Genomic DNA, 24,613 nt, shown 5'->3' on the forward strand with positions numbered 1-24,613 from the left:
CCCTGCTTACGTGTAGCCGGCGCCACTGAGGGCGCCAGAAGAAGGATTCGTCCAGCTGTAGCCGCCGAACGAGCCGGTATTCAGCGACGACCCCGCGCCCGAGTCACTGCCGAGGCCGGTCGTGAACCCATAGGGGTTGCTGCCTGTGGTGCTGGACCCATAGGGGGTGCTGCCTGTGGTGCTGGAGCTGCCGCCACCGCTGTGGCTGAACGCACCGAGAATGCCGCCGCCGACCGCGCCGATGGCCGCGCCCCAGGGGCCGAACGCCGAGCCAATCGATGCACCCGACATCGCCCCGCCGGCAACGTTGCTGAACGTGCTGCTGCCGCCCCCACTGCTGCCGCCCCCACTGCTGCCGCCCCCACTGCTGCCGCCCGAGCCGCCCGAGCCGCCCAACGACCCCAGCATGCCCATACCGCCGCCGAGCAGCGAGCCAATGCCGGCCGAACTCGCCTGGTTCGCCTGGTTGTACGCCTGGTAGCCCTGCAGGTCGCCCTGGTACTGGCCAAGCCCGAGCTGGCCCACGCCCGCCGCGAGGCTACCCGAGGTTGAGTACGCCTGATTGTTAGCACTGCTCGCGTTCAGCGCGTTGTTCACGCCAAGCTGTCCGGTGTTGGCGGCCAGGCCGCTCGCGTTCAGCCCGAGTGCGCTCGCGTTCTGGGCGAGCGACTGGGAGTTCAGTCCGAGCGACGTGTTCTGTGCGGCGTAGCCGGGAAGCGTCTGGCCAAGCGAAGCGGCCTGGCTCTGCATGTTCCACCCGAGCTGCTGGGCAGCGACGCGCGCACGCGAGGCCGCGGCGGCCTGGTTGGCGGCCTGGTTGATCTGGTTGGCGTTCCACATGCCCTGGTAGGCACCCGAGGCCGGGTTGACGCCGGCCTGCTGCATCTGCATCTGGGTGGCCTGGTTCGCCGCGTTGTAGCTGGCGTTGACGTCGCCCACCGCAAGCTGCGCCTGCTGGTTGTAGTTGCCCTCGGTGTTGTAGTTGTTCGCCTTGTCGACCATGTTCTGCATCAGCGGCATGTACGTGTTCTGGTACGCGCTGTTGTAGGTGTTGGCCGTGCCATTCAGCGCCTGCTGCTGGGCGACCATCGCGTTCTGCTGGTTCGCGAGGACCTGCTGCTGCTGCGTGTCGTAGGCTTCCTGCGCCTGCGTGTTGGTGTTCTGCGCCTGCAGTGCCGACTGGATCTGCGGCATGTACGTGTTGGTGTACCCGCCAATCTGGTTCTGCTGCAGCTGGCCGAGCTGCTTCTCCGCGCCGGTGATCCCCGGATTCGGCGACGGCGGGGTGGCGGCACCCGACGAGCCCTTGCCGTGGGGCCTGGCCCAGATACCGTACTTCGCGTTAGCAAGTTCTCGCAGCAGGTTCATCAGAGATCCATCGGCATTCTTCGCGCAGCATCCCGTACACGATCAGGTCGGAGCCATCCTCCATTCCACGGCGTAGCAGCCCTTCCTGCACAAACCCCACATGCTCGTCGAACCTGCGCGCCGCATGGTTGTTCGCGCCGACCAGGCCGGTCACGCGACTACACTTCAACTGCACAAACGGATAGACGAAGAAGCGGAACATCGCCTGTTTCGTGGCCCATCGCGCGCCGGGCTCCGCTGCCACATGCATGCAGATGTCGTTGCCCGTGTAGCGGTCATAGACCACCCCAGCGATCAGCTCCCCGTCGCGCTCCACGCCAATCGCGGTGGTGTCGCCGAACTTCACGCCGATCCGCCTGGCGACCCATGCGGTGACGCGCGCGTCCTCGCCGTAAATGAAATCGATCATATCTGCTAACTTTAAAGCATTAACCTGCTCACGTTAAACACTATGCGCCGGCCGCGTTAATACGTTGGATGATGGTGTTGATCGCCGCGATGATCTGCGCCGTGCTCGCGGTCGAGGACAGCTGGGTGAGTACGGGCGAACCCGGGCGCACCCCGGTCATCAGCTCGACGTTCTCCTTCAGCGGCCCGATGATGCGGCCGAGCTGCGCATCGAGCGACAGCACACTCGGCACGGCCGGTTTCTTCAGGGCGGTCATGCGCGTCTGAGCTCCCCAACGGTGGTGGCCATCGTGAACCGGCGCACGGCCGTATTGCCGGTGATGAGGATCTCCCAGGTCGTCGCCTTGAACCCGGCGGGCATGCGCACCGGGTCATTGGAGGTCATGCCGGCTTCGAACACCTGCACGCCATCGGCGAAGATGGTCACCTGGATGCTGCGCACGTCTTCGGTCGCGATGATCGGGATCAGGCTGCTGCCGTCGACCGTCAGGGCGTTGTTGACGGTGTTGTTCAGGCAGCCGCCCAGCGAGGTGGAGGCGTCCGCGGCGAAGGTCGCCGCGTTGGAGGCCTCGTTGGCAAAGATCTGGTTGTTGTAGGCGATGCCCCCCTGGATGTAGCTGTAGTCCGCCTTCACCTTCAGCGCGCCAAAGTTGGTCGGCTCGGTCATCTCGTAGAGCCGTGAGCGCCACTGGTAGATCGTCGCGTTCTGGGGGTCAGCGTCAAGCTGGTAGATGTTGTTGTCGACGCTGGACACCGCATAGATCCTGCCAGTCAGCCGGTCGACATAGACACAGCTGGCGGGGAAGTCGTAGGTCGCGAGCGGCGGCGTGTCCGCACGCGAGAAGACGAACGCCGAGGTCGGCCCCGTGCCGTTGTTCCAGAAGCCGATGTACATGTTGTTGTACAGCAGGCCCACGATCGAGGCCGGGCTCAGCGGCTGCCACTCGTCGCGCGTGTACAGCGACTGCGTGATGACGTCCTGGATGCCGGGGCCAATCGCGAGCAGCCCGTTCGGGCTTGCGTAGACGACGCCCCACTGGTCACCGACGATCGAGCGCTTCGAGACGCACGGCTGGAGGATCGGCAGCTTTTCCTGCGACACCGACGAGGGCGTGGTGCCGGTGATGAGGTACGGGTTCTTGGTCGTGCCGACAAAGAGCGAGTTGCCAAACACCCCCAGCCCCACGATCGGATACTCGGTCACCTGCTGGTAGGTGACGGGCCACGCGTGCGGCTTGTAGGGCTCGCAGAACCACACCTGGTTGCCAACAAACCCGGCCAGCATGCCGTTGGGCATCTCGACCAGGCCCTGCAGGCCCGAGGGCGGCGGGGTGTAGTAGGTCGACTGGAGCACCTGGCCGAGCTGCGTCACCGTCAGCGCATCGACGTAGGATGCCGTGCCGATCGCGATCTGCGCGACGAACTGGTACGAGACCGTGCTGGTGCCCGCGACCGACCGGTAGATGTTGATGTACTGGAAGTTGTAGTTGCCCGCCGGGGGCGCGGTGAAGCCGTTCACCGTCACCGTCGCGCCGGTGCTCGAGACGTTCACCGTCGCCGCAGGGCTGGGTGCCGATTCTTCCTGGATCGCCCCGAACACGGTGACGTAGGTGTACACGTACGCGCGCGTCTCGGCAGGCGCGGTGGTCGAGCTCGGCGTGAGCGTCGGGCCCCCCGTGGGAGCCGGTACGCCGAGCTCGTAATAGGCGGCCGGGTACGGACCCATGCCCGTGCTCGCGAGCGCCCAGTTGGTCTTGCGCGGCGCGAAGGTGGCGCCCGTGTAATAGATCCGGTAGTCGCCGTTATCCGCAAGCACCCCCGCCACCACATCGACGTCACAGTTCCACGTGAGCCAGCGCGTGTTGATCGTCGGGCCCTGCAGCAGGTAGATCGCCTGCACGGCCGTGGTCAGCGGCGTATAGGCGACGACGGGCTTCTGCCAGGGGCGCAGCTCGCCGGACTGCATCTTCACGTTGCTCGCCAGCTGCGCGTTCATCGGCCCGAGCCGCGAGGGCCCGAGTCGAGGGACGATGCCGGAGAAGCCTTCGATGGCGATCGTGGTCATTTACCAGAACTTGAATGAGAGACACACGGGCGCGCGGTGCGATGGTCCCCAGCTGTATGCGGGTGCCGCCCACGCATCGTTCTGCCAGTACGCCCAGGCCTTCCAGCCCAGCTTCAGGCTGAGTACGCCAGTGCCCTGGTACTTGAGACAGAACGCGCCATAGCGCGACCAGGCGAAAAACCAGCTGGCCGAGTTGGTGACGACCGTCCAGTGCGCTGCATCGAACGCGATACCAAACGGCCAGTAGTCAAAGCCATACCCGGGGTTGCGCCGCAGCCACTGCGTGCGCGTGCTCTCGAGCGAGCCCGTCCAGCTGAAGGGTGGCTTGCGGCAGTCATCGAGCGTCGCGTCGAACGTCTGGAACCAGTAGAGGTACGTCGGCAGGTTGCCGTCCGCGCCGGTCGTCATCGCGAGGAGCGGCGCGAGGAGCCACGTGAGGCCCCCCATCAGGACCGAGCCCAGCGCGAAGAATGGGTAGAGGAGCAGCATGGCTATTCCCCATCGGGGATGATGGCGCGGCGGCCCGCGTCGGCCACGACGGACTCCGCGCAGTGGTCAACCGGCTTGCCGGCGATGAGCGTCGCGACCCAGCCCAGGAACGCGCAGAGCACGCAGCCCCACCCGCGGCCGGCGGCACGTGCCTTGCCAGCGCGGCTGCTGATCGTCTCGCGCGGATCGCCGAACGCGCTCGCGTTGCACAGGCAGTCGAAACTGTAGGCCACGCTATGCAGCCAGCCATCGCCGTTCGGGCGGTAGAGGAACACCAGCGCGCCGGCGAAGTACCAGAGACCGATGAAGAGGTTCGAGACGTACAGCGTGGCGATCGCGATCATCATTACCCCCGGTTATCGGTCGGGACGCGCGGGTCGGCCTGCATCTTGCCGCGGAAGTACGAAGCGATACCGAGGACAGCCGTCTGCACGCCCATGATCCCGGCCATCGACCCCAGCATTGGCGGGAGGTAGCTGAGCACGTTTGCATCGACGTGGAAATACATCACACCGACGTAGGCCATCAGCACGACGAGCGAGGTGAGCAGCCCCTCGACGCCGTAGCAGAACCCGACGAACGGGCGCCACGTGTAGGTCGGCCAGTGATCGGCCTTCGCCTCGACCTGCATGGTCGCGTTGACCGTCTGCGCGTCGGTGGTGTCGGCGCTCAGTTCGGCCTCTTCCTGCTGGGCCGCGATCTGCGCGAGCTGCACCTGCTGGTCGAGCATGGCCTTCTTGAACTGCAGCTCGAGGTTCGGGTCCGCCTGGATGGCAGCCAGCGCCGCATCCGGCGCGGACTGGCCTGTGACCTGCTGCGCGATGCCCACCACCTTGGTGGCGACGTCTGCGGCCTTCGAGCCACCCAGCCAGTTGGCGATCATCGGCACGAAGTTAGCCAGTGCCATGGCGATCGGGATCAGCGGCATTACAGCGCTCCCTTGAGCAGGTTGTTGGCGATGCGGTTGATCCACCCCTTGCCGAAGGTGACCCACGCCCTGAGCGAGACGTAGTAGCGCAGGCGCAGCGCGTTCCAGCGCATCATGAATTTCAGCGGGTCCGTCTTCGAAACCGCGATGATCGTGTGGGGTCCCAGGAGGCCGTCCACCGCCGAGCCCGAAGCGCCCTGCATCCAGATCACGCAGTGGCCGCCGTTGTAGTTGGCGTCCAGGATCTGGAAGGCGACGCGCGGGTCAAACTCGTCCAGGTGCAGCGGGTCCCAGTACAGCTTTTTGGCGATGGCCTTCGCGGTGTCCTGCGGCAGGTCCTGCATGGCGCCGGTATAGCCCGAGGCGCGTGCCACCCGCTCGGTGACCCCCCACATCGTGGCGCCGCCGGGGTCTGCCGGGTTGTCGACATACTTCCCTTCGTTGCCGATCAACGCGGTGAAGGCGTCGTCAAAGCTGCTCACTTCTTGGCCTTTGCCTTCGCATCAGCGATGGCCTGCTCGGCCGCGATGCCTTCTTCCAGCTCGCTGGCGATCAGCAGGCCTTCCTCATTCAGCGTGAAGGTCGGCGCGGCGTCGCCCACGATACGGCGGTCTTCCTGAATGCCAAGGACGAGCCGGCCGCCCACCATTTCTGCGCCGGTCTTTGCAACGAAGTCTTCCAGACTGATCGACATATGTGCTCCATGTATCTACAAGGGGGTGCTACTTGTTAACCTGTGCCTCGATGCGTGCGATGTGATTACGCAGGTCTTCGCGGAACAGTTCGATGTACTCCTTCATGTCGGCCTTGAGCTCCGCATGCAGCTCGCGCAGGTCGCCCTTGCGCATGTACTCGCCTGCGACCGTCACCTTCAGCGCACCGTGCGCGTCCTGGAGGTCATCCAGCTCCTGCCTGACGTCCTTCAGGTCGTCACGGGTGTTCTTGACGTACCCGCCGACGACCGCGAGGATGGCGGTAAACAGAAGGGTCGCAACCAACGAAACCCAGTAATAGACTGCCATCGGATCACCCATGTTAGCCACTTCACGAGGTTTTGTTAGCTGGTTAAAGTTTACAGGCGTACCTAGCCGGTGTACATGATGTAGGCCAGCGCGTAGTAGGGCGGCCGGTTCTCGATCGACGAACCGCTACCGGTGTTCTGGATCGAGATGCTGGTGCCCGCCCCGTAGATCCCGATGTTGCTGCCCGCGCCCAGGATCGAGATGTTGGTGCCGTGCGCCGCAATGCTGATATTTGCTGATGCGGCGTTCATGGACGTGCCGCGATTGACGGTGCTGCCGCCCGAAAGACCGCTGCCGCCACCCGAATAGGCATAGACCTGGGCTGAGCCGTCCGACCATCCGTGTACGTGGCCGGGATCGTTGACGCCGTGGACGTGGCCGGGGTCGCTGATGCCGTGCCCGTGACCGGGGTCGTACACGCTGTGCGCGTGGCCGGGGTCGCTAACACCGTGGCCGTGCGCCGGCAGCTGGCTGACTGTGAGGCTGTAGGTCGCCGCCCCGCCGGTGGCCGCCACCGCGTAGGTGCTGCCCGCGCCGACGATAAACCTGTTGCGCAGGTCAGGCGTGCCGGTCGTGCCGTCGCACAGGTGCCAGTGCGCGGGGATGGTGGCCACCGACCCGCTCCACAGGGCGATGATCCCGGTGAAGAGCGGCGCGATCGTCGCGTTGAACGTGGCGATGTCGAGATAGTCGTGAAAGAGCGCGGCCGGCGTGCGCAGCTCGAACTTGTCGCCCGCGGTCCACGCCAGGCCCGCGGTGTTGTCCTGCCCGCGCAGCACTGTCAGGGCGTCGCCCGCGAGGGCCGTCACCTTGACGATCTCGATGTTGTTCGCCGCGTTGTTCAGCGTGCCCCAGAACCAGTCGCCGGGCTGCAGCACCGGAAAGCGTGCCCCCTGCCCCGCCGCAAGCGTGATCGTCGTCTGCGAGCTGGTGAGGTTACCGGCAAGCGTGCCGAACGCGTTGTTAGCTACTTTGACAACCATAAGGTCCTCACTGTTTGCCCGGCTGCCAGAGCCGCTGATACCGGCTCTTGTTGACCAGCGTCAGGTTGTTGACGCGATACGTGCCCGGGATGCTGGCGGAAATCGCCACCTGGATGTACTGGACCCCGGCGGGGATGACGAACTCGTGCTGGTAGATCTTTTGCTCGGGCTCCTGCCCGTTGTTGACCATCGACACCAGCTGGGACCAGCCGCTGCCGTTGTTGGTCATGATCTGCACCAGCAGCCCCTGGATCTCCGAGGTGACGGTCATGCCGCTCGTCGCGATGCACCCGCTGAAGGCGAGCGTGTCGCCCGCCGCAAAGCCCCCATCGGCCACGCCGATCGCGTTTGAGTTGAGCAGGTAGGAGTTGGCGGTGCCGGGCTTCGTGTAGACGAACGTCTTCCCCGTGTAGGGGTAGCCCAGCGTGGGCTCGTAGGTGACGGTGCCGTTGCCCGTGTCGGACGTCCAGCCGGCCAGGTTGGGGCCGATGAAGTTCACGAAATTGCCGTTGATGAGCATGTTGGCCGGCGCACTGTCCGTGGTCTCCGGGAAGATCCCGAAGTACGGCAGCCGGCGGAACTGGTACGGGTTGCGCAGCAGCGCCGCCGTGGGGCGGGCGATCTCGTCCGTCCCTGCCGCGTTCGGGTGGGTACCGTCGATCGTGTAGGCGGTGACGTAGCCGCCCAGCGGATCCGCTGCATTGATGGTCGCGGTGCACGCATCGACCAGCGGCACGCCATAGCGCTCCGCGAGCAGGTAGTAGAAGTACCGGTTCATGTACGCGTCCGGCACGCCCGTCTTGGCGGGCGGCACGACGATGAACGGATACACCCCGCTGTTGATGCAGCCGTGCACGATCTGCTCGATGTAGTTCATGTACGAGGCGGCGGCCACCGTGCCGAACGTGTTCACCGGCACGTCGTTGGTGCCGGCCATGATCGTGATGCAGTCCGGGCTGTAGGCGAGCACGTCCGACTGCAGGCGTGCGGCGATCTGGTAGCTCTTCTGGCCGAAGATCCCGGCGTTCGAGATCAGGCGCAGGCCCGCGCGCCACGCGGCCTTCTCGGCGAAGCTGTTGCCGAACTGCCAGTAGCCATTGGTCTCGCCCGAGTTCGCCTGGGTGATCGAGTCACCGAGCGGGATCATGGTGCGCAGGACCGGCTTGAACGCCGGCGGCGTCGGGTTATTGAGCGCCATCGTCTAGCCCTCGTAGATCGTGACGGGCTGGCCGGCGGCGGGGCCATACACACTGATTGCGCCGCTGTAGGGCAGCGGCGGGACCCAGCTGCCGCCGGGGTAGACCGGCAGGCTGCCAGGTCCATTGGCCGCGGCCGTGGTCGTCGGGCTCACCCACAGCACCTGCGAGCCGGGGTTGACCACCTCGAGCGACTTGCGCGACGTGTTCGAGCTCACCATCGAGGTCGCGACACCCAGCCACGTCAGGATGAACTGCGCGCCGGTACCGCCCCCGCTGCTCGAGACCTGGCTCACCGGGTTGGCCGGGATCGAGCCGGAGGCAAGCGAGCCGGGAGTCAGCACGGTGGCGGCGGTCACCCCGCCCGAGGCGACGGTCGTGACCTTGATCACCGCCCCGCCGACAAACGTGATGGTGTCGTTCACCGCGTAGCCGCTGCCGGCCGCCGAGACAGCCGCCGCGCCGAGACAGCCGTTGACGGTGCCGCTGCGGTCGGTCGGGGTGGTGTTCACCGGGGTGCTGACGACAGGAAAATTGGCCATGGCTTATGCGTCCTGAACCATTGCGAGCCAGTAGCGGTGGGTCGCGGTGAAGAAGTACATCGATGGCGTGCCGCCCTTCGTCTCGTCGGCGAGCACGAGGTAGATCCCCTGCGGGGTCGCGGGCAGCGCGGCAAAGGTCGCCACGGTCACCATCGCGATCACATGGCCGCCAGCGGTCGCGCCGTCGTGCACATGGATGCCGTAGGTGTCGGTGTCGACCGTTGCCTCGCCCTGCGCGCCGGTGAAGGTCTGGTGCTGCGCGAGCGTGCCGCGCCGCAGCTTGAACTGGGTGCTCACGGTACGGTCCCCATGTCAAAGTTGCCGTAGACCGTATCGGTCAACGTGCCGCAGTCCATCGCCGCGCCCGAGTTGAAGGCAGCAGCCACCGCAGCAGCGGCAGCAGCGGAAGTCGCAGCGGCAGCGGCAGAGTTGGTCGCGCCGGCCAGCACCGCGGCGCTGTCGGAGAGCTCTTTCGCAAACGAATTCACGGGGCCACCGGCGGTCGTGACGACCGTGGTCGCGCTGCCGTTGACGATCTGGTGTGCGAGACCAGCGTCCGTGATGAACTGCGAAACCGAATCGGCAAGGCTCGTCATGAGTAGGTCCGGTTATCCATCAGCACCCAGTTCGCGCCCCCGGAGGCCTCGCGATGCCAGGCCACCTCGACGACGCCCTTGCTGCCGGCGGCGATGGTCGCGACCGTTGCGCCCGTAATCGAGTTGATGGTGAGGGTGTAGGCCGAGGTGTTGGTCTTCGTGAACCGGTAGCGGCGCCCGCTGAAGAGCTGGTTGGCCGTGACCCCGCGATGCTCGGGCAGCGTCACCACGCGCGCGGCGGTGAGCGGTGCGTCGAACACCTGATGCAGCGGATCGCCATAGGCCACCGTCACGCTCGTGTCGACGTTCATCTGCATGCGCGAGGGGTCGTTCCACGAGTCGACCGCGATGTAGTCGGCCGTCATCGACGCCACGTTGTCGCACAGCTTGCAGGTGGTCGAGAACGGCACGTCCACCACCCCGATGCGCGAGGTGAGCGGGCCGGGCGTCGAGCAGATGAGGAGGGTGCCGTTGTTCGCCGCGAACGAGTCGATGCGGTAGTTCTTCACGTCGAAGTACGAGTGGTTGGCGGCGGCCTGGAACGTCGTCACGGTGACGCCCGCGCCGATCGTCAGCGTGTTGGTGTAGACCGCGCTGGCGAGCAGCACGCCATTGGGCACGTTGAACAGCACCGTATTGGCGTTGTATGTCGCTACCTCGAGCGCGAAGTGCTCGATGAGGTGCACCCCGCCCCCGCCGTCATAGATCATCGCCGCGCCGCTGTTGGCCGCGTTGACCTCCACGCCGTCATAGGTGGCGACCACCGAGTTGTGGTTGAACAGCACCTGCGTCGCGCTCTGGCACGAGATGTACATGCGCTCGAAGCGGTTGTTCGGCTTGCCGGCCGCGCCGCTGATGTTGTTCACGCCCCCCGCGAAGTCGCCGAGCCACATGTCGCGGTACGTGTTGCCCCACCACTGGATGGTCGGTGCGTTCGTGAAGTAATAGAAGTTGCGCGACCAGAGGTCGGTGAACACGCAGTTAAAGATCGAGCCGTTGCTCGGCCCGTCCACCTGGAACACCGCCGAGGCGGTGTTGCCGGTCTGCATCGTCGAGTAGATGATCTGCATCGACGCCCAGACGAGCGTGTGGATCGCAAGGCCCGTCAGATGGAAGATGGGCATGTTGCTGCCCGTCTGCGTGAGGATCGTGCCGCCGCGCGACTGGCCAGTAATGCGGATGCCGGTGAAGACCGAGGTGTTGTTCGCGCCGAGCGTGAGCGGCGCGGAGAGGATGTAGTTGCCATCGGGGACATAGAGCCCCTGGGTCGGCCCGGCCACCAGCGCGTTCATCGCGAGCTGGAAGGCGGCCGTGTCGTCCGTGACGCCGTCACCCTTCGCGCCGAAGTCCTTCACGCTCAGCATGTCGGCAAACTTGCCCTGGGCGGTGCGCGCGAGCGTGCCCGAGGTCCCCTGGGCGATGCCGAGGAAACTGCCGAGCAGCCACTGCGCAAGCGTCGAGAGCGTGGTCTGCAGGAGGCCCGCGCCGCGCGTCACCGGAACAATGACGCTGCCCGTCAGCGTGCCCGCGTCCGAGTTGGTGCCTGCACCCAGCGCGCTGAACGTCGTCTGGTTGTCCGCCTCCAGCTTCGCGAACGAGCGCACCGGGCCCCCATTGGTGGTCACCGTCGTGGTGGCGTCGCCATGGACGATCGAATGCGCCAGCGCCACATCGGTCTGGAACGTCGCGAGCGCCTGCTGGACCGTATCCGTCATTACCAGTACCCCGGCGACGGCAGCGTCGTGTTGATGAGCGTGTGCAGCTGCTCACGCGCGATGAAGTCCTGCTGCGTCTGCGTGTCCTGCTGGAACACCGTGCACTGCAGGACGATGTAACTCGCCGAGGCCATGGTGTCGATCAGCTGCGTCGCCACCGCGATCGTGGCTTCGATCTCGGTGAGCGTGGCATTGATGAGGCTGGCATTGACCGTCATGCTGCCCGCACCCTGAACTTGAGCAGGTCATACACCGTCTGCACGTTGCCGTTGCCAAACGTGATGACGACCTGCCCTTCGTACTGCCCCGCGGGCACGGCCAGCGTCGTGCCGGGGAAGTTGAACGTGATCTTGCCGTCCGTGCCATCGGTCACGAACATGCAGGGGATGATCGAGAGCGGCGACGTACCAGCACCATTCAGGATACGGAACAGCACCACCGCGGAGGTCCCCACCGGCGAGAGGTCGATCGGGTTGCCAGTCGCCGCGTCGGTGAGCTGCAGGCCGATGAATGGCAGGTTGTCGCCTGCCACCAGGTCAATGGTCGCGATGGTCATACGAACCTCTGGAATTCGACCCGGTCGGACGTCCGCGTGAGCGACTTGTCGACCTTGATCTTTGCCTTGTCCATGGCCGTGCGAAAGAGCCGCGCGTAGAGCGCCGCGGCCTTCTCGTCCGAGTAGGGCTGGTTGTGGGTCGCGTACAGCCGCGCGCGGGCGCCCTGCGCAATCTCCTCGAGGTAGTGCTCGTAGAGCGCGCTGTCCACCGTCGTACTTGAGCGTGCAGGTGCTAACGCCACGCGCATGGTGAGTGCGTTCGAGAGGGTCGAGACGGGGTACGGTACGAGCAGCAGCTCCGGCTCGATGATCCGGGTGTAGTACGCGGGGTTGCCCTGCAGCGTGCGCCAGTCAAGCGTGCGGTAGATGTACGCCAGCTGGTCGATCGACTTCGGGATCAGCAGCACGTTGTTGTACCAGGCCTCGACCACGTCGACCACCACGGTGTTCGGTGGCGTATCGATCTCGTAGTTCGACACGTTGATGACGCCGGTCACGGGGTCGAGGTCCTGCTGCCAGTAACGCGTGCGGCGGCAGAACTCAATCACCGCGTTGCGGATCGCGTTGATGGCGACGAACTCCGGCACGTCCGGGATGTACGGCGTGACTTCGGTCAGGAAGTTGTCGAACGGGACGGCAAAGCCGTAGGTCTCGCTCACGAGGTCGCTCCCGGCTCAGGCTGGCCCTTGGCCGGTCCCAGCGTCTGGTTGACGTTGTTCGTCGTCTCGGCCTTGTCCTTGGCGCCCAGCGCGGCGGTGAAGGCGGTCCAGTAGCCCTGGGCGAGCTGGAAGCCGGGCGCGTACTCCGCATCCTTGCTGTTCGCGCGGAACAGCACGTAGTCGAGCAGCGTCGTCTCGAGCACGTCGTTCACCGCAATCGTGCTGGCTTCCGTCGTGAGGTCCGCCGGCACCCGCGAGTAGTTGACCTCGACGTAACCGGTACCGTCACTCGGCGGGTACACATAGAAAGCGGTCTGGTCCTGGATGTCGTAGACGTAGTTCTGCGCCGTGGACGAGGCGGCCGACGCGTGCCACGTGGGCATCTGGGCGTCGATCAGCTGGCGCGAGACAATGCGCACGACGCGGCCCGGGGTCGCGCCGTTGGTGCCCATGTTGCGGTAGATGTCGAGCAGCAGCCAGCCATCGACAGGGATGGCCTGGCGCGTGCCCGCCACCAGCCGGACCGCAACCGTCGTGCTGTTCGAGTTCGGCTGCATCAGCACGACCTGGCGTTGCGCGTCATTAAGCCAGCCGAGCAGCTCCGTCCGCGTCCATCGGGTGTTCGCGGTGTCGAGCAGCTGCGTGGCCGCCTTGTTGATGATCGCCGTGCCAGTGATCGTGCCCATGATGCCCAGAGAAAACGGGGGGCCACGCCCCCCGGATATCAGGTCGAATGCGTCGCGAACCAGTTCAGGCCGTCCGGCGACTGGAACAGGCAGTTCTTGCCCACCGCCACCGAGAACGCGACGTTCACCGTGCCCTGGTTGACGTTGCCGCCGACCGGGGGATAGACCAGCAGCGCGTTGGCGCCGCCATTGAACACGTTGATCTCGGCGCCGCCGCCGGCCGGCAGGATCGCGCCAGCGTTGGCGGCCACCGTCGAGAAGCACACGTAGTCCGAAAGCGGGATCACGGCCGCGTTGGCCTGCGAGCTGGTGCCCGCACCCGACAGCCCGGTCGTGAGAAGGCTGCCCACGATGGACTTGGCGGTGTTGTCCCAGATGCCGCCCTGGCTCACCAGGTTTTGTTCGATAGTCATGAAATTCTCCGTAGTCCGAAAAGAGCGGGGTTGCCCCCGCTCCCCGATCAGTTCGCTGCGAGGAGCAGCGCGAGACCGGCCGGCTGCGTGACCTGGTAGCCGTAGATGTTCAGGCCGCGGACCAGGTTGCCGAAGTCGTTCGGGTTCTGCAGGCTCTCGACCTTGGCGATCTGCGAGGCGAAGCTGATGGCCGACTTGTGGCCCGCCACGATCGAGTGACGCTTGGCCGTGCCGCCCGAGACGCCGCCGAAGAAGTCGTGACCCGAGGTCGCGCGCGGCGTGAGGTTGCTCACATACACCGTGAAGCGGTCGATCTGGCCGATCTTGCCGTTGCGCAGGATCGAGCTGCCGTCACCCATGAACTGCGCCTGGGCGAGGTTCGATTGCATCAGGATCTGACGCTCGGTCGGGGTGATGATGAGCCAGCGGTCCGTCTCCGGCACGTTGTTCTCGTCGAGCACCGAGCTGAGCGAGGTGATGTACGACAGGATGTTGGCCGGCGTGAGCGCGACCGGCGCCGTGTCAGTGCCGAGGTTGTACGCACCCGAGATCGCACCGGCGGTCGCGCCCATGTTGGCCGCGGCACCCTGGTTGTACGTGCCAAGCAGCACGTCCTTGTCCACCGCGATTTTCATCTGCATGCTCGCGTCGTTGGTGAACATGTCCATCAACTTGGGCTTCGCCTGCAGTTCGAGGACGTTATTCACGTTGACCCCGAAGTACTTGCCCTTGTTGATCTGCAGGGTGATCGTCGACGGCGTCGGCACGTCGTAGTTCAGCGACTGGCCGATGCTGTAGTTGTAGATGTTGATTGTCGGGATCGTGTTGATGATGACCGTGTCACCAAGACCCGAGATGTCGCCCTGCCAGTCCGTATTGGCGATCTCGCCAAAGACGGTGGCGGCATAAAATTTCTGCGCCAGCTTGCCCGACCAGAGGGCCGGGATGAAGGTACCGGAATACGCGGTGCCTGCGTAGGCAACCTGTCCGGCCGGCGAGTTAAAGCCGCCGGCGTTGATCGGGTAGACTGCGCCCGGGGTGATGGTGGTCATGCTAAAACTCCTGGCTCAAAAGTTTGGGTGAGCCACCATCGACGGGCACTACGCTCGAACGCGTCCCTCATCGATAGCAGCGTAAAGGTCTGCTTCCAGTCGAGCCGCCTCGTCCGCGGGGATGACGCCACGCCGCAGGTCCCGGTAGAACTGTTCGATCCCCTGCTGTGTCCAGTTGATCTTTTGGGCTTCCTGAGGCGTCGCGCTCGCACGGGTGCGGGGCGGGGTGACCTGACGCTGGAGTTCTGTCGTTCGGTTGCTAACGTTCGGTGCAGGAGGAGCTAACGTGGCCTTGTACATTTCGAAGATGCGGGCGGTGCGCTCGACATCTCCGTTCTGTGCTGCGTTGTCCAGCGCCGCCTGGCGCGGGAGTCCGTAGACCGGGTCAACCTCTTTCAGCCATGTGAGGAGGCCGGGGTCGACGTTCAGCCTGTCGACATCCGGCAGCCGCTGGGCGAGGCGCACCATGAAGGTGTCCTTGCTGGTCATGGTCTGCTGCTGCGAAACGTTGCCCACCTGCGACCTGAGCTGGACGTTCTCCCCCTTCAGGCGCTCGAGTTCGGTCTGCAGTGGCGCAGTGGCCGCCTTCGTGGCGCGTTCGATGAGGTTGACGAGATCCGGCCCGAAGGCTTCCTTGTCGTGGTCGGTGAGTAACGGCTGCGGCTGCGGCGCGGGCTCCGGTGCCTTGTGGGTCTTGAGCTGGGCGTTCTCAGCAAGCAGCTGCTGAACCTGCCCGGACAACTCCCGTACGGCGGTGTTCAGGCGCGGAACCTCCGCGTCGAACATCCCCTTGAACGTGTGGTACTTCTGCTCCCACGTCTGCTCGGGGATCGGGTTCTGCGCTGCCGGCGCGGCCGGCGGCGTTACCTGTGGCGCTGCTTCGGGGGGCGTCGGCTGTGCCGGTTCAGGTCCCGCGATCGGTTCGCCGGTCTCCGGGTCTACTGCCCCGGTCCCTGCGCCCGAAAACTGGGCCATCCATGCGTCGGCTGCGTCGGCCTGCTCCTGGACTGCGCGTGGCAATGCCATGGTCACTACTCCCCCGCTCCGACTTGGGTTCGGCGCTCCGGCTTGACGGTCTGCGCTTTCGGCCTCTACGGTCTGCGGCAATAACTTCGTTTCGTACTTCTAACCGGCCCCGGCTTTACGGTCGGCCCGTCAGAGCTTGTGATTCCGGTTGAAGAGGAGGTTTTCGCCCTCTTCAATGAACTGCAAAATCGTTTCGAGGATGTCGATCTGCCCCTGCGAGAACGCTACGTCGTAGCTCTCCCGGGCGCGCTTGAGCGTCTTGCAGTGCTCCGCGCTCGACTCCCTGAGGTGGGCAACCAGCGCTGCGAAGTCCGCATGCTGCAGCCGCGCGTAAGCGCGCAGCGCCGCGTCGGACGCGCGCTTCACTTCGACAGTCCGTCGCCCTTGTTGACGATGAGACTGATCTCACCGCCGCCCGGACGGTCATGGAACTTGTTGCCAATCGAGCTGGAATTCGTCGGCGTGCTGGCGCCGGCCGGGCCGCCACCGCGGCTCACCTGGCCCATCTCGCCCTTACGGCCTTCCTGCAGCGCAGCCATGCTGCCCGAACCGCTCTTGCCCTTGGACATTTCGTATCCCTAATGTGTGTAGGTACTAACTACCATCTGCCTACATGCTAACAACTGGTAAACCGTGTGTGAAGGGGTCAATTTCCAAAGTGGTTCGTGACCGGGGCGCCGGTCGCGAGCTGCGCGCCGGGACCGGGTCGCGGCGGCGGTACCATCCCGGGGCCGGGCGGCGGCGCACCGCCTGGGCCCACCAGCATCTGGGCCATCTGCTGGGCACCCTGCACCTGCTGGGCCGCGGGCATGGTCGGCGGGAACACGCCGTGCTTGAGCATCATCTGCTGGGCGAACTGGCGCTCGGCCTGCGCGAGCTGGGCCTGCTGCATCTGCTGCTGCTGGGCGGCCTGCTGGGCCCAGCGCTGCTTGAGGATCGGCAGCGGCGCGACGATCTCGTCCACGTTCATGTCGAGCGTCTTCGCCGCGTTGCGCAGCAGCTCCGCAATGCCTTCCTGGCCGACCACCTGCTGCACGATCTGGTTCGACAGCGCGATCTGCAGGAACTCGTTCTGGCGCTGCTGGGCCGCCTCTTTCTGCATGAGCGAGGCTGCGCCGCGCGCGACGACGTTCACCGCCCCCTTGAGGTCCGGGTCGTTCGAGTAGCGCATGTTGTAGTAGTAGAGCCGGTCCACCGCGGGCTCGGTGACGCGGTCATCGATGTTCGAGATCACCTGCTTGACCGCCTTGCCGGCGTTGGTCATCAGCATCGACATGCCCGAGGCCGTCCGGCCGGCGCCGCCCGAAGGCGAGTCGCCCGTCATGTAGCGCGGGATGCCCGTGTACTCGTCGGCGAGCGTGGCGAACTTCTCGTAGATCTGCATGAGCTCGCCCGCGATCGACTGCGGCTGCATGAACTGCATCGGCGGCTGCGAGCTCGAGAGCGGGTCGCTCGTTACCTGCCAGATTTTCCACGGGTAGAGTTGCGTGATTTTTTCGCCTTCGGGGAGTCGATCGACGTTGTAGACGACCTGGGGGCCGCTGGCCAGTCCCATGTTGTTGACCAGAGCACGAGCGGCAGCATTACAAATGTCCTGTGTATCTCGGCACAGATCCGCCACGCTGTTACCCCAAAAGGCTCCTGGTACTTCTTCATAGCTTGCCTTGTAGTACGGTTTGCGACCCAGCGGGTCGGGATTGATGACGGCCTTGATGACCCAGTTACCGATCAGCCACGCTTCAACCGGGTATTCAAGGAGCGGGTCATCGATCTCAGAGTCGTCCATGCCCCAATCAAGGAGCATCTGACCCTGTACCGATCCCCAGAACTGCAGCGCGTCAATAAGTTCGCTGGGGTTCGTCGCAACACCAATGGTCGCCTTACCCTCTGCAGTGGCCTGCGCCGTATCAACATAGATCCACTCCCGAAGGCCCCCCTTGCCGTAGGCGTCGAGCACCCCACGGATCGCCTGGTCCGAGTAGCCATCCACCCCGAGGAGCGCCACCAGGTCAGCACGATGCAGCTTGTGACGCTCGATGAGCCAGCCGTCCTCGATGGTCGAGGCATCGGGCGCCGGGTACATGTGGAACGGGTCGACCCGCTCCCACTCCATCACGAGCTCGTCCTGCACGTCCGGCGCAAAGCCGCCGGGACCCTGCACCCACTTGAGCTTCGGACGGCGGCGCACGACCGGGCCCTTCATGAAGGCGCTCGGGAACGTGGTGATGTCGTCAATGAATTCGCCGAAGGCGCGCACCCAGCCCCCCTCGATGAGCTGGGTCTGCATCTTCTTTTCCATCCGGTCGGCGTCCTGCTGCGCGAGCTCCTGGAGCTGCGCGAGCGCCATGTCCTTCAGCGCGAGGAGCATCTGCCGCACGTCGAAGTCAGACGGGTTCTGGCCCTGCCCGTACATCTGCTGGATCTGCTGCTGGGCGATCTGCATGACCTCGGCCAGCAGGTCCGGCGGCATGTCCGCAACCGGCGGCGGACTGAGCGACCAGGGCTTGTCCTCGGCCGTTGTCACCAGCACGTCGCGGATCCATGAGGCGGCAGCCCGGCACTTGTTGCTCGTGAGCATCATGTAGACGGTCGTGCTGCCCTGCTCGGCGAGGATCGCGAGCTTCTCCGGGTCGTACTCGCCGCGGCGCTGGCGCACCGACTTGAGCATCTTCAGTTCGGAGGTCATTTCCTTGGCCTGGCGGGCCTGCCACCAGAGCTTGCGGATGTGGGCGGCGAAGCCCTGCACCACCGGCTCGTTGTTGGCCGCCTGGGCGGCGGCCCTGTCCTCGGCCAGCAGCTGCGAGACCGACTTCACCGGCATGATGCCGCCGATGTTAGTACTGCCAGGCGCGACGCCGGAGGTGATGTTCAGGGCTTGCTGTGCCATGGGCGCGCTACGGCGTGAGGAAGTTGAACAGGGCGTTCGCGAGGATCACGCTGCCCTGCGGACTCGGATGGGTCGTATCACCGAGCAGTCCGCCCGCGCCGCTGGTAGCCCCGGAATTGATGCGCGAGCGCGCGTCGAAAATACACACGTTCGGGTCCGCCCGGGCGATCGAATACATCGCCGCGATGAAGTTGGCCCAGGTGTCGACCGGCGTGACGCCGCCCGCAGGGTTGACCTGCCACTCGGGGATCAGCACGATCGAGGGATGTGTGGTCGTGTTGGTGTAGATGCCGCTGATGATCGTCAGCAAGTTTGCCTTGAACTGCGCGGCGGTCTGCGGGCTGGGATTATTTGCGCCCCAGTCGTTCACCCCCAGCATGACCGTGACCAGCGATGGCTGCACCTTGGCGAAGTCGCTCAGGAAGCCGGCGCTGGTGAGCAGCGCCGCAGCCGATACGCTCGACTGCCCGGCGTCCCAGAACCGCAGCCCCGCGGCTTCATCGCCGTTGTACTCCATGAAGCCGTCGATGTAGGCGCCGTTGCCGCCCGTGCCGCTCACCCAGTCCACCTCGACCGTGTGCGCCGTGCCGCCGAGGCCCGAGATGCGCACCGAATGCATGGCGTCGGTCGCGCCTCCTGCCGTGACCGTCGTCGCACCACCCCCGTCGAGCTTGTAGCTCCACGAACCGACCACGGCGTTCTGGTAGTAGAAGATGTCGACCGCCGTCACGTTGCCCGTCGTCAGCACCAGCTTCTGGCCGGCGCCGTTGAGGAGCGCTGCCTTGGCGCCCATGCCGTCGATGTTCGACAGGGTGGTGCCGGTGGCCGCCACCGGGTAGTCCGCCGGCGTGCCGATCGCCTGCATGGCGGAGAAGTAGCCCCGCCCGCCGGTGACACCAGCGGGCTGGAACTTCGCCCGCAGCAGCGTGCGCAGCAGCGTCTGCCAGCGATTGGCGATGTTCAGTGAAAAGCCGGTGGTGATCGAGTCACCCACGAAGACGAGGTCGCACGCCGCGCTGCCGGCGTTACCGAGCTGGTAGTAAAAGCGCTGCAGCGCGGCGGCTTTCGAGGGCAGCAGGCTGTCGCCGAAGGGCGCGCTGCCTGCGTAGGACTGGAACTGGGCGAGGCCGGCCGAGTCGGTGAGGACCGGCGCGGAGGCGTTGGCGCGGTACCCCATTACGTTCCCCAGCCGAAGGAGATCGAGAGGGCCGCCGTGCCCGAACTGGTGATCGCCGCGAACGCGGCCTGCTGCGCAATGCTGAAGACCTCAACGTACCCGGGCGGGACCGGCACGCCGGCCGTGGTGGCCGCGGTGCCGGCCGCGCCCGCCGCGACGTACGCGAGGGAGGGTCCGGCGTTGTACACACGCGCCGTCAGGCATCCAGCGGGGATCGTGACGTTCGACGTCACCCCCGTAGCCGCCAGCGACTGGGTCTGCGTGTTCTGATTCAGCTCGAAAGGGGTGTCCATTGAGGCATCGCCAGGATCCGGTCAATGCACTCACATATATCATACAACCTGCTAACTGTTAAGCCCGCCCCGGGGCAAGCGGGGCGGGGTCCTGCTCACTGGATCAGCTGTTGAGCAGCTGGCCCGGCTTCCAGATCGCCTGGGTGGCGGTCTTGTTCCACAACGTCATGTTCGCACAGGTGTACGAGCCCAGGTCCATCGTGTACAGCGTCGGCGTCAGGCCGCCGGACACCTGGCTGGCCGGCATCACGAACTCCTGCGAGAAGTCGAAGGTGCCAACGGTCAGCTGCCCGGAGAACGGCCGCACGTGGTCGCCCGTCATGTCCAGCGCCAGCGTGAACCCGCTCATTGTCGCGGGCGTGGGGCCCGAGACAATGAGCCGGCCCGAGAACACCAGCGTGTCGTTGGCCGAGTAGCCCGTCGTGATGCCCGGGGCGTACAGCGCGTAGGCGGGCGCCGTCGTCAGCGTGTAGGCGAACAGGTTGCCCGTGTAGGGCTGCGCGGCCGGGGTGAGCGTCCACGAGCCGTACGTGGTGCTGACCCCCCAGTGGTCGGGCGTGCCGGGGATCGTCTGCTGGGCAAACGAGCCGTTTGCGATCAGGTTCGCCGGCTGGCCGGTCGAGGTCTCCGAGTACGCGGCGAGGTAGGTCGGCGAGAAGTAGCTGTCGATATTGGCCAGCACCAGCGAGGCCTGCTGCGCGATTGCCTGGATGCCCGCCGGACCCGGGTGCGTGCCGTCCGGCGAGTAGCCCGTCAGGTAGTTGCCGGTGGCCGGATCGACCGTCACGCGGTAGGTGTCGATCAGCGGCAGGTGGTAGTAGTCCGCCAGCAGGTAGTAGAACAGCTGGACCTGGCGGCTCTCCGGCGCGGCGGCGTTGCGCACGGGCGGCGTCACGAGCACCGGCATGATGTTCGCGTTCAGCAGCCGCAGGATGATCTTCTCGATGTTGTTCATCATCGAGGCCATCGCGGCGCCGGTCATGCCCGACGTGATGTCGTTGGTGCCCCCCATGAAGAGCACCACGTCGGGTGCGTAGGCGATGACGTCGGACTGCACGCGCGCCAGCATCTGCGCGGTGGTGTTGCCCGGGATGCCGGCGTTGCGCACGAACTGGTACTTCGGACCGGCCATGCGGATGGAGGTCTCGGCGTAGCCGGTGGACTGGTACCAGATACCGTCCGCGGACGCCCAGGAGGTGCTGGCGGTAATGGAGTCGCCGAAGGGGATGATGCGTCGCAGGTTGTTATGGATAATCGGGAAGCCGCTACTGGTGATGGTCGTCACGAATGAATCACTCCGAAGGTAGGGTTGACCTGTTCACGTACTGCGGGACAGATGCTAACACCTACGCATACACACGGCAACCACCTGCTAACATTTTTCTCTCATGCCCTCTCAGGCCCAGTGCCACGCCACCTTCTCGACCGGCTGCACCTTCGAGCGCATGCTGCCCCCTGTCAGGTTCCCGTCCGCATGCAAACAGGCGTACTGGTGCGCGTCGGCGATGTGACTGTGCATGTTCTTCTCCGGCTTGTCCTCCATCTCGCCGTTGGTGCGCAGCTTGTAGCGGTACCCGCCGCGCAGCGCCGCGATGAGCGCGCGGCACCGCGGATCGATCAGGTGGGCCGGCTTGCTGTCCACCATGCGGGTGAGCCACGAGTCGACCGCGCTGATGCGCGCGGGAATCGCGTTGGTGCGCGCCGGGATGACCCGGAAGCCCTCCTGCTTGAGGATGTCGAACACGCTGCGCTCATCGGTCTGGGCGCGCTGCTGGCCGGCCGGGTCGCCGATCACGAGCACGTTCATCCCGGCGAAGCGCTGCGCGAGCAGGGGTTTCAGCTTCTCGCGGCAGAAGCGCAGCGCCCCCATGCCGTCCGAGGTGAGGTTGTCGTAGGTGAGCAGCCGCCCCTGCGGATCGATCTGGTTGATCGTGCAGGCCGGCGTGAGCCCGAAGTCAAAGCCGATCATCAGCGGGTGGGTGCTCATGCGGATCGGCCGCAGCTCGTTTTTCGCGACGTGGATATCGCGGTCGAACGCGCGGAACACCGGCTGGCCGGCAAGCGACTTGCCGAACTTCGCATGCACGTAGACATCGATCCAGTCCTGGCTCTTGCCCTCGCAGAGGTTTTCGTAGTAGTCCGTCTTCAGGTACTCGAGCCAGTCCGCCTCCGGGCTCATGCCCGAGGGCTGGATCCACGCATCGGCGTTGGACGGCGGCTCCGAGATGAACTGCTCCCAGAACGTGTCGGCGTCGGGCGGGTTACTCATCCCCCAGAACTTGTCGATCGCGTGGCCGAAGTCATCCTGGCACCCTACCCCGTTGTCCGCCTTCGACGGGTAGCGCCCGAGACGCGCCTGCAGCGCGCGGAACACGTCCGGGTTCAGCTCCCGGAACTCGTCGGCGATGCCGAAGGTCGCCTGCAGCGACAGCAGCCGGCGCACGTCGTTCGAATCATCGAGCCCGCGGAACAGCACCTCGCACTCCACGTCGGCGAATTTCAGTGTGAACTTGTAGTTCGTCTTCTCGAAGGTGCCGGCCACGCCGTCCGGGAACCAGCGAAGCCAGTCTGGTATCGACGTGTCGCGCAGCTGCTCGCGCGACTGCCGGATCCAGATCGCCCGGGAGCGCCGGATACCGTCCCGGCACGCCTTGATCTTCCTCGCCTCGTGCGCGACCTTGAGGATGCCGGCGGTCGTCTTGGTCGACCCCACGGGGCCAATCACCAGGTTGATGAACTTGTTCGACGTGAAGAAGTCGACCAGCGACGGAGGGGGGGTGTAGACGAGACCGGTCATTCGACGAGAGGTTTGGAGGGGGTGATGTCGATCTCGCGCGGCTTCGAGGTGTCCGGCAGGTTGATCGTGATGGAGAAGCCCGTGCCCTGCTGCGCCGTGGCGGACTGTTTGGGCTCCTTCCACTTGACCAGCGCCTCGGTGAGCGCGAGCTTCTGCATGAGCGGCACCTCGGAGGACAGGCCGATCTTGCCGATGTCGTCGAGCATCATCTCGGCGAGCAGCCCCGCCTTGGCCCGGAAGGTCCACCCTTCCGCCTCGAGCTCCGCGCGCTTTTTCTGCACCGCGTCGAGAAACGGCTTCCACTGCACGAGCGCATCCCACCGGGCGCCCTTGAAACCAAAGCGCCGGGCGATCTCCACCGGGTCCTCGATCCCCTTCGCCATCTCGGCCACCATCTCGGCCGGCACGTTCAGGTTCGCATCTTCAAGTGGGTCGAAGGTGACCAGCTTGTCACTCAAAATCGCAGCTCCGAAATGGACGTGACAGCCGCCATCGGGATGGTCATGAGGTCGCACCACTCAGACGAGCACTCATCCGCGCCGCGGGAGAGCGCAAGCGTGATGGCGTGCTCGTCCATGTTGACGAGATACCCCACCGTCTCGCAGTACGACGGCTCGAACATGTAGGGTTCCGCAGTGCGCCGCCAACCCCCTACCGTGCAGGAGTCGGTCCACTCCACGAGGTAGATCTTCGGGCGCGGGCGGCGGTGGTCAGTTTGCTTGCCCATTGCCCTTGTGCCCGTTCTCGAGAAAGTCGGCGAGGCCGCGCAGGCCCTGCGCGATGCGCCAGTTCATCTGCTGGTCGGTCAGGTCGCCGGCCGCGCTCACATCCAGCACGCCACCGTCGCCGATGAAAAAGTCGATGTGGAAGAACGACTCGGGCTCCGTCTTTTCGGCATCGCTCATTTCGGGTCCTTCAGGTAGTCCGCCAGCGCACGGCGCACGTGCTCCGCGACGGGCGTGCCGGTCTCGGCCGCCTTGGCCTGCAGGGCCTCGTACAGTTTTTCAGGAATGAAGAAATTCCTGCGGGTCATCGGTTCGAGCTTGGACATGGCTGGGCGTGGAAACAGCGGGCAGGTGTGCTCACTGACAGGGTCATGTTAGCAAGTTGTCGTGTGTATGTGAAAGGGTTGCCGTGAGGTGCGTAGGGTGTGTGTAGGTAGTGAAAATGGCAGGCGCTCTACATGTGAGGGGTAAGCGAGGACCCCACCCCCTGGCAGGTGGTCCATCCCCCCCATACCCCCGCCCCCGTCGACCGTACCGCGTCTCATTCGCGTTGCGGCGCGGTGAATTCACCGATCGACCCCCCTTAAGGGACCCTTTTCGTCCTGAGCAAAGCGGTAGCGTGAAAGGTAGTGCGTAGCAGCGGGTTCGAGTGGTAGCGCAGCGGAAACCTGGGGTCTGTTAGTTGGTTGTGACCCCAGGCGAGTAGCGAGCGGATAGTGTCCCCCTTGTGGAACGTGAGGGGGCATGGGGGAGTGCGTTTTGTTAGCACTCCGGCCCAAAACACGAAACCACCATAACGGACAACGTACCCCGCTGCAAAACACTGGCGAGTATCGGCTAGCGCCCGGATGGTCGGACCAAGCGCCAGACAAGCGCCCGGATAATCGCCGCCTAGGAATCGTTCACTCGCCGAAACTAAGTGATCCGTGGCATACGGGTTTAAGCGCCCGTATGCTGGCAATATGTGCGCCGTTTGTCCAAACGGGTTCAAGCACCACAGGGTTTCCCCTTGTGGTTGTGGCGACCTAGT

34 protein-coding genes are annotated in these 24,613 nt (G+C 65.2%); all 34 read right to left on the reverse strand.

The genetic code is table 11. From position 1 onward, the window contains the following. Window positions 1–6 precede the first annotated feature (6 nt). The 34 genes from B0G77_RS18825 to B0G77_RS18985 all read right to left on the reverse strand — a co-directional run bounded on the left by B0G77_RS18825 (window position 7) and on the right by B0G77_RS18985 (window position 23,909). Window positions 7–1,368, reverse strand: a complete 1,362-nt coding sequence (locus B0G77_RS18825; RefSeq protein WP_133663470.1) for a hypothetical protein — start codon at window positions 1,366–1,368, stop codon at window positions 7–9. Further along, entirely contained in the window at window positions 1,343–1,777 is a 435-nt protein-coding gene (locus tag B0G77_RS18830) for a GNAT family protein (RefSeq protein ID WP_133663471.1), read from the reverse strand. Before B0G77_RS18830 ends, B0G77_RS18825 begins: the two co-directional genes overlap by 26 nt. Before the next feature lie 40 nt (window positions 1,778–1,817). Next, complete coding sequence (locus B0G77_RS18835) at window positions 1,818–2,033, reverse strand: hypothetical protein (RefSeq protein WP_133663472.1); 216 nt, start codon at window positions 2,031–2,033, stop codon at window positions 1,818–1,820. Further along, a complete protein-coding gene (locus tag B0G77_RS18840; protein WP_133663473.1) occupies window positions 2,030–3,841 on the reverse strand; it encodes a hypothetical protein in 1,812 nt (603 codons plus the stop codon). Before B0G77_RS18840 ends, B0G77_RS18835 begins: the two co-directional genes overlap by 4 nt. Beyond that, window positions 3,842–4,330, reverse strand: coding sequence for a hypothetical protein (locus B0G77_RS18845; RefSeq protein ID WP_133663474.1), 489 nt, complete (start codon window positions 4,328–4,330; stop codon window positions 3,842–3,844). Window positions 4,331–4,332: 2 nt separating this feature from the next. Beyond that, on the reverse strand, window positions 4,333–4,674 hold the full coding sequence (locus B0G77_RS18850) for a hypothetical protein (RefSeq protein ID WP_166656091.1): 342 nt from the start codon (window positions 4,672–4,674) through the stop codon (window positions 4,333–4,335). Window positions 4,675–4,676: 2 nt separating this feature from the next. Further along, window positions 4,677–5,258 (reverse strand): hypothetical protein, encoded by a 582-nt coding sequence (locus B0G77_RS43830; RefSeq protein ID WP_208116436.1) that lies wholly within the window; start codon window positions 5,256–5,258, stop codon window positions 4,677–4,679. Beyond that, the gene (locus B0G77_RS18860; RefSeq protein ID WP_133663476.1) at window positions 5,258–5,740 is read right to left on the reverse strand and encodes a glycosyl hydrolase 108 family protein; all 483 of its coding nucleotides are present in this window, start codon (window positions 5,738–5,740) and stop codon (window positions 5,258–5,260) included. The genes B0G77_RS43830 and B0G77_RS18860 overlap by 1 nt, the downstream gene beginning before the upstream one ends. Next, window positions 5,737–5,952, reverse strand: coding sequence for a hypothetical protein (locus B0G77_RS18865; RefSeq protein WP_133663477.1), 216 nt, complete (start codon window positions 5,950–5,952; stop codon window positions 5,737–5,739). Before B0G77_RS18865 ends, B0G77_RS18860 begins: the two co-directional genes overlap by 4 nt. A gap of 28 nt (window positions 5,953–5,980) precedes the next feature. Further along, entirely contained in the window at window positions 5,981–6,292 is a 312-nt protein-coding gene (locus B0G77_RS18870; RefSeq protein ID WP_133663478.1) for a hypothetical protein, read from the reverse strand. A gap of 50 nt (window positions 6,293–6,342) precedes the next feature. Next, window positions 6,343–7,263, reverse strand: a complete 921-nt coding sequence (locus B0G77_RS18875; RefSeq protein ID WP_133663479.1) for a hypothetical protein — start codon at window positions 7,261–7,263, stop codon at window positions 6,343–6,345. Window positions 7,264–7,270: 7 nt separating this feature from the next. Beyond that, complete coding sequence (locus tag B0G77_RS18880; RefSeq protein WP_133663480.1) at window positions 7,271–8,461, reverse strand: SGNH/GDSL hydrolase family protein; 1,191 nt, start codon at window positions 8,459–8,461, stop codon at window positions 7,271–7,273. A gap of 3 nt (window positions 8,462–8,464) precedes the next feature. Continuing rightward, a complete protein-coding gene (locus B0G77_RS18885) occupies window positions 8,465–9,001 on the reverse strand; it encodes a hypothetical protein (RefSeq protein WP_133663481.1) in 537 nt (178 codons plus the stop codon). Window positions 9,002–9,004: 3 nt separating this feature from the next. After that, entirely contained in the window at window positions 9,005–9,298 is a 294-nt protein-coding gene (locus B0G77_RS18890) for a hypothetical protein (RefSeq protein ID WP_133663482.1), read from the reverse strand. Next, window positions 9,295–9,597 carry a hypothetical protein gene (locus tag B0G77_RS18895; protein ID WP_133663483.1) on the reverse strand — a complete coding sequence of 101 codons (303 nt, stop codon included), beginning with the start codon at window positions 9,595–9,597 and terminating at the stop codon, window positions 9,295–9,297. The genes B0G77_RS18890 and B0G77_RS18895 overlap by 4 nt, the downstream gene beginning before the upstream one ends. After that, a complete protein-coding gene (locus tag B0G77_RS18900; protein WP_133663484.1) occupies window positions 9,594–11,312 on the reverse strand; it encodes a glycosyl hydrolase family 28-related protein in 1,719 nt (572 codons plus the stop codon). The genes B0G77_RS18895 and B0G77_RS18900 overlap by 4 nt, the downstream gene beginning before the upstream one ends. Then, a complete protein-coding gene (locus tag B0G77_RS18905; protein WP_133663485.1) occupies window positions 11,312–11,530 on the reverse strand; it encodes a hypothetical protein in 219 nt (72 codons plus the stop codon). The genes B0G77_RS18900 and B0G77_RS18905 overlap by 1 nt, the downstream gene beginning before the upstream one ends. Next, complete coding sequence (locus B0G77_RS18910; RefSeq protein ID WP_133663486.1) at window positions 11,527–11,868, reverse strand: hypothetical protein; 342 nt, start codon at window positions 11,866–11,868, stop codon at window positions 11,527–11,529. Before B0G77_RS18910 ends, B0G77_RS18905 begins: the two co-directional genes overlap by 4 nt. Then, a complete protein-coding gene (locus B0G77_RS18915; RefSeq protein WP_133663487.1) occupies window positions 11,865–12,527 on the reverse strand; it encodes a hypothetical protein in 663 nt (220 codons plus the stop codon). The genes B0G77_RS18910 and B0G77_RS18915 overlap by 4 nt, the downstream gene beginning before the upstream one ends. Beyond that, a complete protein-coding gene (locus B0G77_RS18920; RefSeq protein WP_133663488.1) occupies window positions 12,524–13,213 on the reverse strand; it encodes a DUF6682 family protein in 690 nt (229 codons plus the stop codon). Before B0G77_RS18920 ends, B0G77_RS18915 begins: the two co-directional genes overlap by 4 nt. Window positions 13,214–13,251: 38 nt before the next feature. After that, entirely contained in the window at window positions 13,252–13,626 is a 375-nt protein-coding gene (locus tag B0G77_RS18925) for a hypothetical protein (protein ID WP_133663489.1), read from the reverse strand. 47 nt (window positions 13,627–13,673) lie between these two features. After that, the gene (locus B0G77_RS18930) at window positions 13,674–14,678 is read right to left on the reverse strand and encodes a hypothetical protein (RefSeq protein WP_208116437.1); all 1,005 of its coding nucleotides are present in this window, start codon (window positions 14,676–14,678) and stop codon (window positions 13,674–13,676) included. A 48-nt stretch (window positions 14,679–14,726) separates the two neighbouring features. Next, window positions 14,727–15,704 carry a hypothetical protein gene (locus B0G77_RS18935; RefSeq protein WP_133663490.1) on the reverse strand — a complete coding sequence of 326 codons (978 nt, stop codon included), beginning with the start codon at window positions 15,702–15,704 and terminating at the stop codon, window positions 14,727–14,729. Window positions 15,705–15,833: 129 nt separating this feature from the next. Beyond that, complete coding sequence (locus B0G77_RS18940) at window positions 15,834–16,070, reverse strand: hypothetical protein (RefSeq protein WP_133663491.1); 237 nt, start codon at window positions 16,068–16,070, stop codon at window positions 15,834–15,836. Beyond that, a complete protein-coding gene (locus B0G77_RS18945; RefSeq protein WP_133663492.1) occupies window positions 16,067–16,273 on the reverse strand; it encodes a hypothetical protein in 207 nt (68 codons plus the stop codon). The genes B0G77_RS18940 and B0G77_RS18945 overlap by 4 nt, the downstream gene beginning before the upstream one ends. Window positions 16,274–16,350: 77 nt before the next feature. Beyond that, window positions 16,351–18,591 carry a hypothetical protein gene (locus B0G77_RS18950; protein WP_133663493.1) on the reverse strand — a complete coding sequence of 747 codons (2,241 nt, stop codon included), beginning with the start codon at window positions 18,589–18,591 and terminating at the stop codon, window positions 16,351–16,353. A 7-nt stretch (window positions 18,592–18,598) separates the two neighbouring features. Next, window positions 18,599–19,768 carry an SGNH/GDSL hydrolase family protein gene (locus B0G77_RS18955; protein ID WP_133663494.1) on the reverse strand — a complete coding sequence of 390 codons (1,170 nt, stop codon included), beginning with the start codon at window positions 19,766–19,768 and terminating at the stop codon, window positions 18,599–18,601. Beyond that, complete coding sequence (locus B0G77_RS18960; RefSeq protein WP_133663495.1) at window positions 19,768–20,061, reverse strand: hypothetical protein; 294 nt, start codon at window positions 20,059–20,061, stop codon at window positions 19,768–19,770. The genes B0G77_RS18955 and B0G77_RS18960 overlap by 1 nt, the downstream gene beginning before the upstream one ends. Window positions 20,062–20,164: 103 nt before the next feature. Then, window positions 20,165–21,346: a GDSL-type esterase/lipase family protein gene (locus B0G77_RS18965; protein ID WP_133663496.1), complete on the reverse strand. Its 1,182-nt coding sequence runs from the start codon at window positions 21,344–21,346 to the stop codon at window positions 20,165–20,167. Window positions 21,347–21,457: 111 nt separating this feature from the next. Further along, on the reverse strand, window positions 21,458–22,858 hold the full coding sequence (locus B0G77_RS18970; protein ID WP_133663497.1) for a hypothetical protein: 1,401 nt from the start codon (window positions 22,856–22,858) through the stop codon (window positions 21,458–21,460). Next, complete coding sequence (locus B0G77_RS18975) at window positions 22,855–23,316, reverse strand: hypothetical protein (protein ID WP_133663498.1); 462 nt, start codon at window positions 23,314–23,316, stop codon at window positions 22,855–22,857. Before B0G77_RS18975 ends, B0G77_RS18970 begins: the two co-directional genes overlap by 4 nt. Further along, entirely contained in the window at window positions 23,313–23,480 is a 168-nt protein-coding gene (locus B0G77_RS43270) for a hypothetical protein (protein ID WP_166656181.1), read from the reverse strand. The genes B0G77_RS18975 and B0G77_RS43270 overlap by 4 nt, the downstream gene beginning before the upstream one ends. A gap of 88 nt (window positions 23,481–23,568) precedes the next feature. After that, entirely contained in the window at window positions 23,569–23,763 is a 195-nt protein-coding gene (locus tag B0G77_RS18980) for a hypothetical protein (protein ID WP_133663499.1), read from the reverse strand. Further along, window positions 23,760–23,909, reverse strand: a complete 150-nt coding sequence (locus B0G77_RS18985; RefSeq protein ID WP_133663500.1) for a ribbon-helix-helix protein, CopG family — start codon at window positions 23,907–23,909, stop codon at window positions 23,760–23,762. Before B0G77_RS18985 ends, B0G77_RS18980 begins: the two co-directional genes overlap by 4 nt. Window positions 23,910–24,613: the final 704 nt, after the last annotated feature.

It is taken from the genome of Paraburkholderia sp. BL10I2N1 (assembly GCF_004361815.1).
Classification (GTDB): domain Bacteria; phylum Pseudomonadota; class Gammaproteobacteria; order Burkholderiales; family Burkholderiaceae; genus Paraburkholderia.